We start from the raw sequence: 13,716 nt of genomic DNA on the forward strand, positions 1-13,716 counted from the left end.
TAATTAAAGGAGTGAAATTGTTATTATGAAAACGTCGAGATAAAGAGATAAACCGAGGCTCAAATGTACTGTCATTTTTATTCATCTCCGTTAGGTCGTATTCGCTTATTAGCTAATGACGATGGTTTAACAGGTTTAACGTTACCAACACAAAGAGTGGACGATACGGTTCAAGATGATTGGCAAGTGACGGCTGAGCCTTTTATCGAGTGCTGTCGCCAACTAGATGCGTACTTTGCTGGTACGTTAACCGAGTTTACTGTGCCACTGGCCCCGAAGGGGACGGCTTTTCAGCAACAAGTTTGGAAGGCGCTGTGCAGTGTGCCTTATGGCGAAACGTGTTCTTACAAAGCGATAGCTGAAGCGATAAATAACCCCAAAGCAGTGCGAGCTGTTGGTGCGGCAAATGGTAAAAATCCGATTGCGATTATTGTGCCTTGCCATCGGGTAATCGGCTCAAATGGTCAGCTTACGGGTTATGCGGGCGGGGTAGAAAGTAAGGCGTTTTTACTGAAATTAGAAGGTGCACTGGCTTCATCGTAAGCAAGCTTGGAATCGGGTCAGGTGATCTTCTTGAGCGTAAAATTGGAACGATTCACCTTGAGTGGCAAGCTCAAAGTGACCTGCATCTTGGAATAATAAGTTCGTTAGGCGATCAAAAGCTTTTTGGTAATTATTATCGCCTAAAATGACTAAGCCACTGATTTCGCTATCGGGCGTAAGTGGTTGCCAATAGGTTGTAAAAACGGCAACGGGTTTACGAGCACGACGGTATTCAATATTTTCATAACCTCGTCGCTTTTGATGCTGTGGCGGTAGGTGAGAGTTAAGGCGCAAAGCGCGTTTGATTGCGATGTAGCGGTTGGGTGTCTGTTTGGTCGAGACCATCGCGATTTGAATCACAGGCAAGAAGCTGTTTTGTTGCGGGTGCCGCTCTAAATGAAAGAAGTCTATTCGGCATTCTTGGTCGGATAAAGATACTTGGCTCGTGGGTACGATGTAGGCAAATACAGGGGAAAACAGGCCAAGTAGCAGACTAAATAAGATAGCAAGCTGTACTATTGCGAGCGAGTAAAGATAGAAGCTTAGGTTTCTCCCTGCCAATAAGCGGCTACGATGAAAGTCGCATTGTGATGTTTGAACTCCTGTATTCATCGTATCGGCTCAGCACTGGTTTCTCATAGAAACAGCATATTCAGCCAGTCTCATCTACGGTGTATCAGCTATGAGATAAATCTCATATTCACTATGTTCGCTAAGGTTTATCGTTGTTAGCCGGCGTTATAAATTTTGGCTTTCACCATGTTTCGATATTGCGCAGGCGTTAAGTCATAGGCTTGCTTAAAACGTGTCGCGAAATGATAGGCATCTTTGTAACCCACTTGTTCTGCGACGTCTTGTAAGCTCATACCAAAATCACGCAATAATTCCTGAGCTACCTCCATTCTTATTTTTTGCAAATACTGATGGGGAGCTTGTCCTACCTGATCTTTGAATTTTCGACTAAATGTTCGCAGTGGCATACCGCAAGCATCGGCGATTTGCTGTGCAGTGATCGGGTGTGACAGTTGGCGCTTCATCCAGTCTTGGGCAAAGGCGATCGACTCATCAAACTGTACTTCACCACCGATTTGATAGAAGGGTTGTTGGGTTGATTTTGAAATCTCGTGACCGTAATGAGTCTCAATAGTTGTTGCAATTTTCTGGCCGTATTGCTGGGTGATCAGAAATAAAATCATCTCGGTTTGGGAGTTGATACTTCCGGTGCAATACAAGCCATTTGCTGCGGTAATGGATGCTTTACGGTTTAGTTTAACTTTTGGATAGCGAGCTGTGAATTTGTCGTAAAAGTACCAATGCGTGGTGGCGACTTGATCATCAAGCAACCCCGTTTCAGCCAATAGTGTTACACCCGTTCCGGTAGCGACTAATTTTGCCCCTTGTTGGTATTGTTTGATTAACCATGGGATCAAGCTAGGGGTATGACTCAATGCCGACATCGGATTACCCCACATCGGTGGCAGAATAATCACATCAAAAACATCAGGGTCGTCGAAAGTGATATCTGGCATTAGCCTTAAGCCTGCCGTCAACTTAGGCGAAGCAAGAGATGCGGCAATGAGCTTGATACTAAAGGGATTTTCTTTTTGTAAGTGGCGCTCTCGCAGGCTTGCAGCACTACTTAGCATCTCAGCAGCCAGAGAAACCCCTGTGATGAGGGCGCGATGATAGAGAACAAATCCGACTTTCATACCGTTTTGCCTGAAATTTTGTTTGATTGGCGTTAATGGCAGTGATTTTGGCATAAATACAAGGTGAATAACCAGCGTAAGTTGGTAACCTAGCCGCAAATTATTGTTTTTCTGTAGGCGTCAAATGACAAAGTTACCGCTAATTGTTGGCTTTGGTGGCATGAATGCTGCCGGTCGTAGTTCAGGTTTCCATAGCTATAAACGCATGGTAGCGGATGTATTATCTCAAGAGCAGATGGCTTCAACGTGGCAAGATTTAGCTTGTCGCATGGGATTAGAACAAACTGAGTTAGCTAACGAAGAGTTAGTTGCAGCTATCAAAGCGGGCACTTTAGTGCGTCGAATTGAGTCGTTTGACCCTGACAATATTTTGTATCAATACAAAGCACAGGTAGCGAGTGAAGGTGATACGTTAACTTTCACCGTTCGTAAATCTAAGCTGCCAACAAAGATCCCAGATAACTGGGAACTGGAATCACAAGGTAACAAAGTCAAGGTGACGGTAACGGGCGAGCTAGCAACATTGCTAGAAGATCGCACCCAATACCCTGTCACCAGTGGCGGTAACATCCCTACTGGTTTTGATCCTGCCAAGCTTTATAACTCACGTTTTCATCCTCGTGGCTTAACGCTGAGTGTGTATGGCGCGTCAGATGCACTCAATTCGTTGGGTTTAGAGTGGGATACCGTTCTTCAGCATATCGAACCGGATCAAGTCTCTGTGTATGCCGGTAGTGCATTAGGTCAGATTGATGATGATTCACTATCTGGTATGTTGGCAGCGCCGCTGACTGGGGGGCGTGTTAGCACGAAAATGATGGCACTCTCGTTTGCAGAAATGCCAGCAGATTTCATTAATGGCTACGTGATTAATAGTGTTGGTAATACTGGCACTAATATGGGCGCGTGTGCGAGTTTTTTATACAACCTTCGCCAAGGTATGCATGATATCCAGCATGGCAAAGCAAAAGTAGCGATCGTAGGTAATGCCGAAGCGCCAGTTGTTGCTGAAGTGATGGAAGGCTTCCGAGTGATGGGGGCGCTTGCCGAAGATGAACAGCTTAAAGCGCTAGATAGCAGCGATACGGTTGATAACACCCGCGCCTGTCGCCCGTTCTCTAGTAACGCGGGTTTTACTATGGCTGAAGCATCGCAGTTTGTAGTGTTGATGGATGATGAACTCGCTCTGAAGTTAGGGATGAATATCTACGGCTCGGTTGCTGATGTTTTTGTGAATGCTGACGCGAATAAGAAATCTATTTCTGCACCAGGTATTGGTAACTATGTCACTGTTGCTAAAGCTGCTGCGTTAGCAAAAGCGATTTTGGGTGAAGAGGGTGTGAAGCAAACTTATGTGCAAGCGCATGGTACAGGTACACCACAAAACCGCGTAACAGAAAGCCATATCCTTAACGAAGTGGCGAAAACCTTCAATATTGATCAGTGGTCTGTTAGTGCAGTGAAATCGTATCTTGGTCACTCAATGGGAGCGGCGGCAGGCGATCAGCTGGTGGCATCTTTGGGTGTATGGCAATACGGTTGGGTACCCGGCATTACTACAATTGATCATGTTGCTGATGATGTCTACCACTCAAACTTGAACATTTTGATGGATCATCAGTTTGCTGGCGAAAAAGGTGAAGACTACAAAGCGGTACTGGTGAACGCGAAGGGCTTTGGTGGTAATAACGCAACGGGCTTGGTGCTATCACCTGCGCAGACTATGTCTATGCTAGCAAAGAAATACGGTGATGATGCTATTCATGCTTATCAAGCGAAGAACCAAGTTGTATCTGAGCAAGCAATGAATGCGGATCAAGCTGCATGTCAGGGGAAAGAAGTGATGCGTTACCACTTTGGTGAAAGTGTTATGGATGAAACATCTGTATCAATGACACCAGAGCAACTAACGTTAACAGCATTCGATACCGCCATTTCGTTACCAACGGCGACCCCTTATCAAGATTACGCGTAAATGAGCATGAATTTTTGCGTCTAGTATCTTGAGAGTGCTAAAGATAAATACGAAGCCACCAACACGAGAGTGTTTGGTGGCTTTTTCTTATCTAGAGATAATTACAACGAAGCTGGGTAGGTGTGATAGCGATAAGCGCTAACTTTTTGATAGCGGTTTACACTGTTAATTGGTCGATTAATTGTTAAATGAGTAGTTAAGTCACGACAAAAGGTGATTGCGGTGATGTCATTATTGGAAGATAAACACATGAATGAAATTCAGCTCCAGCAAGGGATCCTCGCGTTAGCTGACATCGATAAGGATGTAGCTAGTGCTCTAGAGGAATATGGGTTTCCGCCACCACGTAATATTCCTGCTGGGTTTGAGTCTTTATTGTCGATCATTGTCAGTCAGCAAATATCAACAGAAGCTTCAAAAGCAATTATGGGCCGAGTGCGCGATTTAACTCCTGTTTTAACGGCTGAGGCATTCTTGGCGCTAGAACCTGATGCTATTCGTGGAGCTGGGTTATCGCGCCCTAAGGTAAAGTATTCGTTATCTTTAGCGGAAGCTATAGTGGAGCGTCGTTTCGAGCCTGATGCTTTGATTGAGATGGATGATAGCAGTGCGATAAAAGCGATAACTGAGCTTAAAGGCTTTGGTCAGTGGAGTGCAGAGATCTATTTGATGTTTGCGCTAGGGCGTTGCGATATTTTTCCTGCGGATGATTTGGCCTTGCAGGTTGCTTTAGGACGTTTGAAAGGGTTTGCTGAGAAACCGACGGCGAAGCAGACAAGAGAAATAGTTAATACTTGGACACCGTGGCGAACAGCTGGAGCGCTCTTTTTATGGCATTACTACCGTGGCGCTCCAGCTTAATTCGATTGCTTGCTCAAAAGATGGGGCACTAGCCAAGAGGGTAGCGAGCAGAAAGCATAATCAGGCCATTCTGTAAGCCGCTGATATGTAAAGCAGCAGCAAGTGAAATCGTAGGAGTAGGGTGGAAGCGGTAATAGGTATGTAGCTTCATTTTGGTATTGTCGTCTGAGATTAAATACGCTCCCGCACTGACACCCACTTCGGATACTGGGTTAACCCAAGCTGAAGCATCAAAGCTAAGCTCTGTAAAAAAGCGACCAAAGTTATCGTCTGACTTTTTTAATTTCTGTGAATGAACCTTGAAATAACCACGAAGATCAGCAAATTGCGATACAGGGGCGTTAAAGCCTGCACCCGCGCTAATTGACCAATCACTATCAAAAGAGCTCGTTGCTTCAGCAACTACGTGAGCATTTTGGTGGATTAGCATAGAGCCGCCCACACCTAAACCGCCCGGGTTAAGAGGAACTAGCACTTCACCATAGTTGTAATTGAAATTGTTTGCATAGGTGGCAGGCACAACAAAAAGGTTGGCGATCAGTAGGCCAACCAAACAGGTATATTTATACATGATAATTTTTAATCGTTTTAATTAACTACATTATCATTTTATAGAAATACAAATAGAAAAGCAGCCAATAAAAGCGTTGTGGCGCTTAATACTGGTAATTCTTTGTGATTATCCGAGTGGATAGCGAGCTGAAAGTAGCATTTGTCCATCATTCAGGCCGCTAAGGTGAAGCTCAACCCCAATCGAAATCAAATCAGTTGCATGATAGCGGTAGAATAGATGGAACTTATCTAACTCTTCGTCTTCCGGCATAAAGTAGGTACCGATAGAGGCGCCTACTTCTGATTGTGCATCTGCCCAGACTGAAAAGTCGATACTGAACTCAGAGAAGGTTTCTCCCCATTCTGCTTGTATTTCATCATTCTTACGTGAGTGGGCTTTTAGGTAGCCGCGAACATCTGCACGATCGGCAATGGGTGCGTTAAAACCAATACCACCAGTGAGTAGCCAGTCTGATTGAAAAGCAGTTTGAGCGTTGTAAACGAAATGCGCGTGCTCATGGAAAGGGACGCTGCCTGCAATACCTACGCCACCAGGATCTGTAATGACTTGTGCTTCAACATAGTTGTAAGAAAAGTTATTGGCATTACAAAGTGGTGAAGCTAAAAGGGCAATAAGTCCAATAGCTGTAAAGGAACAAGAAGGTAAGTACGCGCGCATGATTTACTTATGAGGTTTGATTTTTAACAAGTTGTATTATGGCATGAATTACAGCCTTTTTGATAGCTTAGTGTTTAATGTGGAGGCTTATTATTGCTATCAATGCATAATTCAACTTATATATAAAAAGTTAGGTTTTATGTGAAATTTTATTTTGGGGCATATTTGAGTTGCAAGATGCGGGGGGCGTGGAATTTTGGTTTGTGGTGGTGATTCTGTTCTCTAAGCGGTTTATTGTTGAGAATCGCTAGGAGAAAGCGTAACAAACTGATAAGGTGCGCGACCTTGAAAGCATTTTCAGCCTTATTTCTACTGAAAGGATAACATCTTGAGCCAGACAGCTTTTTCTTCATTATCACTGAAGCCAGCGTTATTGGATAACCTCTCATCGCTAGGCTACAACGAGATGACCCCAATTCAAGCGCAAAGCTTGCCACACATGCTGGCTGGTAAAGATGTCATTGCCCAAGGTAAAACAGGCTCGGGTAAAACAGCTGCCTTTGGTTTGGGGTTACTATCAAACCTGAATGTGAAACGCTACCGCGTGCAAACTTTGGTGCTTTGTCCTACCCGTGAGCTAGCTGATCAGGTAGCGAAAGAGATCCGTAAGCTGGCGCGTGCTATCCACAATATCAAAGTGCTAACTTTGTGTGGTGGTATGCCATTTGGTCCGCAAATTGGCTCGCTAGAACACGGCGCACACATTATCGTGGGTACACCGGGTCGTGTAGAAGAGCACCTACGTAAAGGCAACCTAAACTTAGATGAATTGAATACACTGGTATTTGATGAAGCAGATCGCATGATGGAAATGGGTTTCCAATCCGCGATTGATGCCATCATTGACTACGCGCCAGCTGATCGACAAACCTTGCTGTTCAGTGCGACATATCCTAAGCAGATCAAAGCAATTGTGGATGACATCATGCACAAGCCTGTGATGGTGAAAGTGGAATCGACTCATGATAACAGCAGTATCGAGCAGCGCTTCTTCAAAGTGGACGACAACGAAAGCCGTATGACGGCAGTACGTCTGCTGCTTCAGCATTACCAGCCTGAATCAACCGTGGTGTTCTGTAATACTAAGCGTGAAGCGCAAGAAATTGCAGACGCGTTAGATATGTATGGTTTTAGTGCGGTGGCACTGCATGGTGACTTAGATCAGCGTGAACGTGATCGTACCTTGGTGCGCTTTGCCAATAAGAGTGCGTCAATTTTAGTCGCCACCGATGTTGCCGCGCGTGGTCTAGATATCGACTCGCTTGACGCAGTCATTAACTACCACATTGCTCGTGATACTGAAGTTCATGTTCACCGTGTAGGTCGTACTGGTCGTGCGGGCAGTAAAGGTGTGGCGTGTTCTCTGTTTAGCGATAAAGAGCATTACAAAGTTGCGTTGTTGGAAGACTACCTTGATAAACGTATTGAAGGTGAAATCTTGCCTCCAATGGAGCTATTGAACAAACCAACGCGTCGCCCTACGATGACGACATTGCAAATCGATGGCGGCAAGAAACAAAAAGTACGTCCGGGTGATATTCTTGGTGCACTAACGGGTGAAAACGGCATTCAAGGTTCACAAGTGGGTAAAATTCACCTATTTGATAACTGTGCTTATGTTGCGGTTCACAGTGACGCAACGCGACCTGCTTTACGCAAGTTAGAAAAAGGAAAGATGAAGGGTCGTAACTTCCGCGTTCGTGTGATCCGCTAACGCTTTAATTATCCAAAGATTTATACTACTAAGCCGCTGTTTTAACAGCGGCTTTTTCATATGATTTTTGACATCAACTAGCCCTAAACCTAATCTACATTAAAGGATTGGTCTGTATTAGCCTCTGCTTTGAGCTTCTCTTTCTAAGATTTTTCGTTCTTCTTCTATGACTTTCGTAAGCTGACCTTGTACTTCGATAAGCTGTGATTGAAAGCTCTCTTTTAGGTTTTTAGAGGCTTCATTATCAAACTTTGAGAGGTTTTTAATTTGTTTGACGAGTTCTTCAGCTTTATCACTTAGCTGTTTTTTGAGTTTTTGAAGCTCATCTTTTCGATTCTCATCTTGAGTCATGGCTTTTATTACTTTTGCCGTTGTCGCTTCTATCTGTTCGTGAAGGTTTTTATTATGGTCGATTGGCTTTGGTGTCGATTCTTGGTTTTCAAAAATAGGCTTAACTTGCACCTTAGCATTCTGTGCTGCGAATCCTTTAGTGCTTGCCTGTTGGTAGTCAAAAATTGACATTGAAGGGCTCATTGCTACTTTCATTATTCAGTCCTTTTATATGCTCTCTAGCAATATAAAGCGACCAACTAGGTTTGTTGTTAAATAAAAACTAGGAGCTTGGTTCGTTATATGAATAAGTTGATAGTTGTTATGGTGTCTTCTTGGCTTGCTGAAAGAGAAGGGAATAATAAAAAGGCGGTATTCTGAGGTTAGCAGTCAGAATACCGCAAAAGGGAACTTCAAGGATAGTGATAGTTATATTAATTTATCGGTTATTTACCATTTTCATTGCGAATATACATGATAGCGACCATGCTAAAACCAATGAATTGCCATAAGTATTGACCATCGCTTGCACCAGTAATTGTTTGAGTAAACGCCATACAAGCCGTAACAAATAAAGAAGCAATACCCGCTCTTAATAGCCAAGGTCTTTGCTTTTCTTGCATGAATTCACCAGCGAAAACAGAACGAAGAATCAGAATGAATGGTACACACTGTAAAACGATCAAAATAGGGAACATAAAGTCGAATGTTGGGCTAATAAAAGTATGACCAACGGCACTCTTATCCCAAGTACCTACAATATATTCTTTCCAACCTTGCCATGTATCACCGTGATAAGCTGTTTCAGGCGTAATTATGCCTAATAATACGCCACAGACTTTATCGATGAATCCATTTTTAAACCAGAATACAAACAAAAAGATTTGAAGAGGGATCACCTGAAAAGCAAGTGACTTTAGAAAGTTGGTGTTGTTTGTGTTGTTCATAATGTTCACATCTTACGAGTTGTTGATGGTGAAAATTATGCCGCGAATAAGTAATGACGATCTGATGCAAGACAAGAACGGAAAAAAACAAACAAAAATCAAATAGTGGATAGCAGCTCTGTAAGAAGGAACAATTGGCTGAGATACCTTGTAGACAGGGCTATGGAGGTATCTCAACAGAATCGGTAAAAACAACTATTTTGTTGCAGGGAAAAGGTTTGATTTTTGTAAAGATGCTTTAAGTTCAGCGAGTTGAGCTGATTGGCCATGACTTAGGCGAGTGAAGCGCTGATAGTTGTATTCTGCCCCTTTAGGATTATCCGCTTGGCTATCAGCCACGCTTAGCAAGTAATAACTTAATGGACTTGGTGAATTTTCAGCTGCATAAAACAAATATGGGTATGCTTGCTCACTATGGTTATTAACGATTAAAGCAAGACCTAAACTAATATTGGCAATGTTGCAACGTGGGTTCTTTTCAAAGGCTGCTTTGGCATGGATAAGGGCTTGCTGTTTATTATCATCGAGATGGTCATTAAGGTACTGCATAGAAGCAGCATAGGCAAAGAGTGCGTCAAGTAAGTAATTGTCACGCCCTTGCTGTTTTATTTTGTCAAACTCAGGAAGCAGTAATTTGAAACTGTCTGCGTTTTTACCTTGATAAAATAGGGATATCCCTTTTGATATTACTTGCCAGTCATTGTATGAGTTAACCGAAGTTACACGGTGATTGGCAAAGCCGTAATCTGACGCCGTTGGTGAAATTGTTGTTTTTAGTGATAATACCAAATCACCAATGGCAGAAAAGAAATCTTCTTTTGAAAATGTTTTATCTAGTTCTTTTGTTTTACCATCAAGGTTTGGGTTATCTAATAAAAGCTTAATGTGATAACCATCATGTGTTTCTTTTATCCATCCTTTTAAAGAAATCGCTTCCGGTGTGAGTTGCTTTTTAGCGTCACTTGTCATTTGTGAATAATGATAACCCACAATGTTATTTGATGAATTTAAGCCAAAGAAAAGATAGTTATATACATTGCGAGCTATGGTCAGATCTTTGTTTTGATCCAATACCAACTCATGAAAAATAACAGGGATAATATGCTCATTATTTACTTCGTTGATAATGGGTTGTACGGCATTATCACTACTATCTTGCAAAGCATAATAGCCAAGTCCCATTGCGCTAAGCGTGAAAACAGAAAGCAAGCTTAGCACTGCGACTTGTCGTTTGGCTCTCTTGCGTTTCTCCTCGGTTGGAGCAGTGAAAGTCTCTTGCTTGGACGTTGGTGGTGGAGTGGTGTCTTGCTTTGGATTGTTACTGAGCGCTGTCGCCTCTTTTATTTCGTTTACCTCAATATCAAAAAGATAACCTTGTTTAGGAATTGTCTTAATGATGGAGTATGGGCGATGCTGGTCATTTAACTGGTTGCGGAGTTGGCTGATAACTTGGCGAACTAAGTTATCCGAGACATGGCTGCGTTCCCATACGGCATCGGCAAGCATCTTCGCACTTTGTACTTTGCCTTGATTGTGGATGAAGAAGTGCAACATCCGAGCCTGAAGTGGCTCAAGGTGGCGCTCTTCTTTATTAAGGAGTAGGCGGTTTTGCTCTGGGATAAAAATGATTTCAGGATCAGTGTCTAACCGATAGTTCACAGCAGATGACATAGCTTCCACGCAACGATAAATAAACAGCACATGTGAGGTTATTCATTTTGAGTATGCTAAGCAAGTTAGAGCCTCGTTCTTTGTTAATTGCAAACACTTAGCTGTGCTTTATTAATCATTATCTGTCTTTTGGGATGAAAATTGTGGTGCTAGGTGCGATGTGTAAGTTTTAGCGCCCATAAAATAAAACCACCCGAAGGTGGTTTCATGATATAGCGTAACGTCAGGCTAACCGACGGTGCTATTTAGCTGCGTTTAACCCTTGTTGCCAAAATGCCACTTCCATACGTGTAGCTGTGCGGAAAATCTCGCACAGGCGTTGCCCACGTGTTGAATGAAGGTCGACTTCAGCCAGCATGGTATTGAGACGCTCAATGGTTTTGCCTGCGCCTTGCTGGAAATCATCACTTCCGTACATCTCAATCCAACTATTGTATGGGTTTGTGTCACGAACCGTCGTCGCATCATTGATCAAAGTGTTACCAATAACAGCATAACCAATGGCGCAAGGTGCAAGCGCAACGTATAGGTCTAATAAATCTCCTGCCATCCCAGTATCGAGTACATAACGGGTGTAAGCGACAGTACCAAAATCTTCCAGCTCTGCTTCCATATCAGACTCGGTGAGCCCCCATTGGCTGCAGTAAGTAACATGGTGCTGAATTTCAGTTTCTAACAATGCAGTCAAGCTTGGTAGAGGCTCACGCATGTCAGCCAGTGTCGGTGCTTTATAAACCGCTAATGCGTAAGCACGTGCATAATGCTTCAAAAACAGAAAGTCTTGCTTCAGGTAATGTAGGTAAGCGTGATTATTTAGCGTACCAGCGGCAAGTTGCTGTACAAATGTGTGTTGGGTGTAGTCTTGCCAATCTTGCTGACAAGCTTGGATCAAATCTTGGTAATTCATAGCGATGCTCGATGGTTGTTTTAATGGTTATAGAGTAGGGACGTAGTCTTCAGCTTTTGGCGCATGCTTAATGATTTTGTGTTTGAACATGAATTGCGCGAAGTTGTCGTATCGAACAGGATCAACAGCGGCAGGGCGAAGAGCGAAACGCGGCAGTGTGTCTTGCCATGCACGGCGGTTAAGTTCGTTGTTGAGGGTATCTGGTGCGTATGCAACAAACTCTTTCCATGCTTGCTCTGGGTGATTAACAATGTATTGAGTCGCAAGCTCTAGCGCAGTGTTGAATTTTTTCAAAACAGCTGCGTCATAATTGTTTTTGTTCGCTACCACCACCAACTCATCGTATGAAGGTACGCCATGCTCTTCGGGGAAAAATGCCTTAGCTTTGTAGCCTTCAAGCGCAAGTTGATTTGATTCAAAGTTGCGTAAGCCACCCCAAATCGCATCCACTTTGCCTGACGCTAATGAAGAAGAGAGTGCCCAACCCACGTTGATGATTTTCACTTCATCAAATGCAACGCCGTGACGCTGTAACATGGTACCAATGGTGGCTTCTTCATTTCCTGCGATAGCAATACCAATCTTTTTCCCTTTCATATCTGCAAGGGTTTTGATGTTGCCGTTATCAAGCGTCATCAAGGTATTGAGTGGGGTGGCGATCAATGTTGCTGAGCGAATTAAAGGGAGACCTGCTGCTACATCTGTCGTTAGGCTGGTTTGATAGGAAATTGCCATATCAATTTTACCTGCAGCGACCAGTTTAGCTGGAACGCTTGGGTCAGCAGGTTCTTGGATTTTGATTGTTAGCCCTTGCTCAGCGAATAAGCCTTTTTGTTGAGCAATCACAATTGGGCCGTGGTTTGGGTTTACAAACCAATCAAGCATCAAGGTCATCTCTTTTGCTGAAGCGGCCATGCTGCTAAGTCCTAGTGCTAGGGCTGTCGCAGAGTGAATCATCCATTTTTTCATAGTTGAGCCTTTATTATGTTTCATTACGTTAGTTGTGTTTAATAAGTTACTGTTTGTTATTTAACGAGTGTTTGATGCTAGCTATTGCTTTGCCACGGAATTAAGCGTTTAAGCGCGATATCAGCAGCAAAATATAAAGTGATAGAAAAGCTCGATAAGATCAGCAGTGCTGCAAACATTTCATCGATTAACATTCGGGCGTTAGCTTGTAGCATCAAGTAGCCTAATCCTTCACTTGAGCCAACCCATTCACCGACAACAGCACCAATTGGCGCGACAACCACAGCTACGCGGATTCCTGACGCTAACGCAGGCAGAGCCGCAGGTAGGCGAATATGACGTAGTTGTTGCCATTTGTTAGCGCCCATTGTTTTGGTGAGATCTAAATAGCCTGTAGGGGTATGGCGTAAACCGTCGTAACAGCAAGTGGTTACGGGGAAGAAGATAATGAGCCCTGCCATAACGACTTTTGAAGCCATGCCGTAGCCCAGCCAGAGCATCAAAATAGGGGCAATGGCAAAGACAGGAACTGCTTGGCTAGCGATTAAAATCGGCAGTAACCAGCGACGTAAGGGATCAAATAGCAGCATTTGTAGCGCAAAGCATAAGCCCATTGAAAGCCCAAGCAGAAGACCGAATACGACTTCCGCAGCTGTAACAGATGCGTGATAGAAAAGCACATCGCAACGCTGGATAAGCTTTTCGAACACCGCCACAGGACCAGGCAAAATAAAGCTGGGTAGGGCAAAAATGATCACTGCCAATTGCCATAAGCTAAGGATGATCACTGTGCTAACGAGTAAACGTATAACAGGGTGAGAAAGCCCTGAACGTTTTGATTGTTGCTGCATCACCTTTT

Annotated in this window: 14 protein-coding genes; 4 read left to right on the plus strand and 10 right to left on the minus strand. The window is 43.6% G+C overall.

The window, feature by feature from the left end; genetic code table 11:
- Nucleotides 1-63 precede the first annotated feature (63 nt).
- The gene (locus A3K86_RS21085) at nt 64-543 is read left to right on the plus strand and encodes a methylated-DNA--[protein]-cysteine S-methyltransferase (protein ID WP_068336242.1); all 480 of its coding nucleotides are present in this window, start codon (nt 64-66) and stop codon (nt 541-543) included.
- On the opposite strand, the gene A3K86_RS22765 is transcribed toward A3K86_RS21085, so the two are convergent.
- Together A3K86_RS22765 and A3K86_RS21095 are read right to left on the minus strand one after the other, a co-directional pair.
- Nucleotides 535-1,155, minus strand: coding sequence for a hypothetical protein (locus tag A3K86_RS22765; RefSeq protein ID WP_146145597.1), 621 nt, complete (start codon nt 1,153-1,155; stop codon nt 535-537). The two genes, A3K86_RS21085 and A3K86_RS22765, sit on opposite strands and share 9 nt — an antisense overlap.
- A gap of 116 nt (nt 1,156-1,271) precedes the next feature.
- Nucleotides 1,272-2,252 (minus strand): GlxA family transcriptional regulator, encoded by a 981-nt coding sequence (locus A3K86_RS21095; RefSeq protein WP_068337138.1) that lies wholly within the window; start codon nt 2,250-2,252, stop codon nt 1,272-1,274.
- 124 nt (nt 2,253-2,376) lie between these two features.
- Between A3K86_RS21095 and A3K86_RS21100 the strand changes: the two genes are divergently transcribed.
- A complete protein-coding gene (locus A3K86_RS21100; RefSeq protein WP_068336249.1) occupies nt 2,377-4,227 on the plus strand; it encodes a beta-ketoacyl synthase in 1,851 nt (616 codons plus the stop codon).
- Nucleotides 4,228-4,452: 225 nt separating this feature from the next.
- The gene (locus tag A3K86_RS21105) at nt 4,453-5,088 is read left to right on the plus strand and encodes a DNA-3-methyladenine glycosylase family protein (RefSeq protein ID WP_232322054.1); all 636 of its coding nucleotides are present in this window, start codon (nt 4,453-4,455) and stop codon (nt 5,086-5,088) included.
- A gap of 28 nt (nt 5,089-5,116) precedes the next feature.
- On the opposite strand, the gene A3K86_RS21110 is transcribed toward A3K86_RS21105, so the two are convergent.
- On the minus strand, nt 5,117-5,659 hold the full coding sequence (locus A3K86_RS21110) for a hypothetical protein (RefSeq protein WP_068336252.1): 543 nt from the start codon (nt 5,657-5,659) through the stop codon (nt 5,117-5,119).
- A gap of 108 nt (nt 5,660-5,767) precedes the next feature.
- The gene (locus A3K86_RS21115; protein WP_068336254.1) at nt 5,768-6,319 is read right to left on the minus strand and encodes a hypothetical protein; all 552 of its coding nucleotides are present in this window, start codon (nt 6,317-6,319) and stop codon (nt 5,768-5,770) included.
- A 328-nt stretch (nt 6,320-6,647) separates the two neighbouring features.
- On the opposite strand from A3K86_RS21115, the gene dbpA reads away from it, so the two are divergent.
- Nucleotides 6,648-8,033, plus strand: a complete 1,386-nt coding sequence (gene dbpA / locus A3K86_RS21120) for an ATP-dependent RNA helicase DbpA (protein ID WP_068336257.1) — start codon at nt 6,648-6,650, stop codon at nt 8,031-8,033.
- A 117-nt stretch (nt 8,034-8,150) separates the two neighbouring features.
- Here dbpA and A3K86_RS21125 read toward each other — a convergent pair whose 3' ends face one another.
- The 6 genes from A3K86_RS21125 to A3K86_RS21150 form a co-directional block, all read right to left on the minus strand.
- Nucleotides 8,151-8,579: a hypothetical protein gene (locus A3K86_RS21125; protein ID WP_068336260.1), complete on the minus strand. Its 429-nt coding sequence runs from the start codon at nt 8,577-8,579 to the stop codon at nt 8,151-8,153.
- 230 nt (nt 8,580-8,809) lie between these two features.
- Complete coding sequence (locus A3K86_RS21130) at nt 8,810-9,310, minus strand: hypothetical protein (protein WP_068336263.1); 501 nt, start codon at nt 9,308-9,310, stop codon at nt 8,810-8,812.
- Between the two features lie 195 nt (nt 9,311-9,505).
- Nucleotides 9,506-10,981, minus strand: coding sequence for a transcriptional regulator (locus A3K86_RS21135; protein WP_068336265.1), 1,476 nt, complete (start codon nt 10,979-10,981; stop codon nt 9,506-9,508).
- 241 nt (nt 10,982-11,222) lie between these two features.
- Nucleotides 11,223-11,888 carry a thiaminase II gene (gene tenA / locus A3K86_RS21140; protein WP_068336268.1) on the minus strand — a complete coding sequence of 222 codons (666 nt, stop codon included), beginning with the start codon at nt 11,886-11,888 and terminating at the stop codon, nt 11,223-11,225.
- A 27-nt stretch (nt 11,889-11,915) separates the two neighbouring features.
- Nucleotides 11,916-12,857, minus strand: coding sequence for an ABC transporter substrate-binding protein (locus A3K86_RS21145; protein ID WP_068336270.1), 942 nt, complete (start codon nt 12,855-12,857; stop codon nt 11,916-11,918).
- 77 nt (nt 12,858-12,934) lie between these two features.
- Nucleotides 12,935-13,708 carry an ABC transporter permease gene (locus A3K86_RS21150; RefSeq protein ID WP_232322055.1) on the minus strand — a complete coding sequence of 258 codons (774 nt, stop codon included), beginning with the start codon at nt 13,706-13,708 and terminating at the stop codon, nt 12,935-12,937.
- Nucleotides 13,709-13,716: the final 8 nt, after the last annotated feature.

The organism is Photobacterium jeanii, assembly GCF_001650345.1.
In the GTDB taxonomy this organism is placed as follows: domain Bacteria; phylum Pseudomonadota; class Gammaproteobacteria; order Enterobacterales; family Vibrionaceae; genus Photobacterium; species Photobacterium jeanii.

Coding starts and splice junctions, on each gene's coding strand:
- A3K86_RS21085 (WP_068336242.1), top strand. CDS start 64: ATGTACTGTCATTTTTATTCATCTCCGTTAGGTCGTATTCGCTTATTA.
- A3K86_RS22765 (WP_146145597.1), bottom strand. CDS start 1,155: ATGAATACAGGAGTTCAAACATCACAATGCGACTTTCATCGTAGCCGC.
- A3K86_RS21095 (WP_068337138.1), bottom strand. CDS start 2,252: ATGAAAGTCGGATTTGTTCTCTATCATCGCGCCCTCATCACAGGGGTT.
- A3K86_RS21100 (WP_068336249.1), top strand. CDS start 2,377: ATGACAAAGTTACCGCTAATTGTTGGCTTTGGTGGCATGAATGCTGCC.
- A3K86_RS21105 (WP_232322054.1), top strand. CDS start 4,453: ATGTCATTATTGGAAGATAAACACATGAATGAAATTCAGCTCCAGCAA.
- A3K86_RS21110 (WP_068336252.1), bottom strand. CDS start 5,659: ATGTATAAATATACCTGTTTGGTTGGCCTACTGATCGCCAACCTTTTT.
- A3K86_RS21115 (WP_068336254.1), bottom strand. CDS start 6,319: ATGCGCGCGTACTTACCTTCTTGTTCCTTTACAGCTATTGGACTTATT.
- A3K86_RS21125 (WP_068336260.1), bottom strand. CDS start 8,579: ATGAAAGTAGCAATGAGCCCTTCAATGTCAATTTTTGACTACCAACAG.
- A3K86_RS21130 (WP_068336263.1), bottom strand. CDS start 9,310: ATGAACAACACAAACAACACCAACTTTCTAAAGTCACTTGCTTTTCAG.
- A3K86_RS21135 (WP_068336265.1), bottom strand. CDS start 10,981: ATGTCATCTGCTGTGAACTATCGGTTAGACACTGATCCTGAAATCATT.
- tenA (WP_068336268.1), bottom strand. CDS start 11,888: ATGAATTACCAAGATTTGATCCAAGCTTGTCAGCAAGATTGGCAAGAC.
- A3K86_RS21145 (WP_068336270.1), bottom strand. CDS start 12,857: ATGAAAAAATGGATGATTCACTCTGCGACAGCCCTAGCACTAGGACTT.
- A3K86_RS21150 (WP_232322055.1), bottom strand. CDS start 13,708: ATGCAGCAACAATCAAAACGTTCAGGGCTTTCTCACCCTGTTATACGT.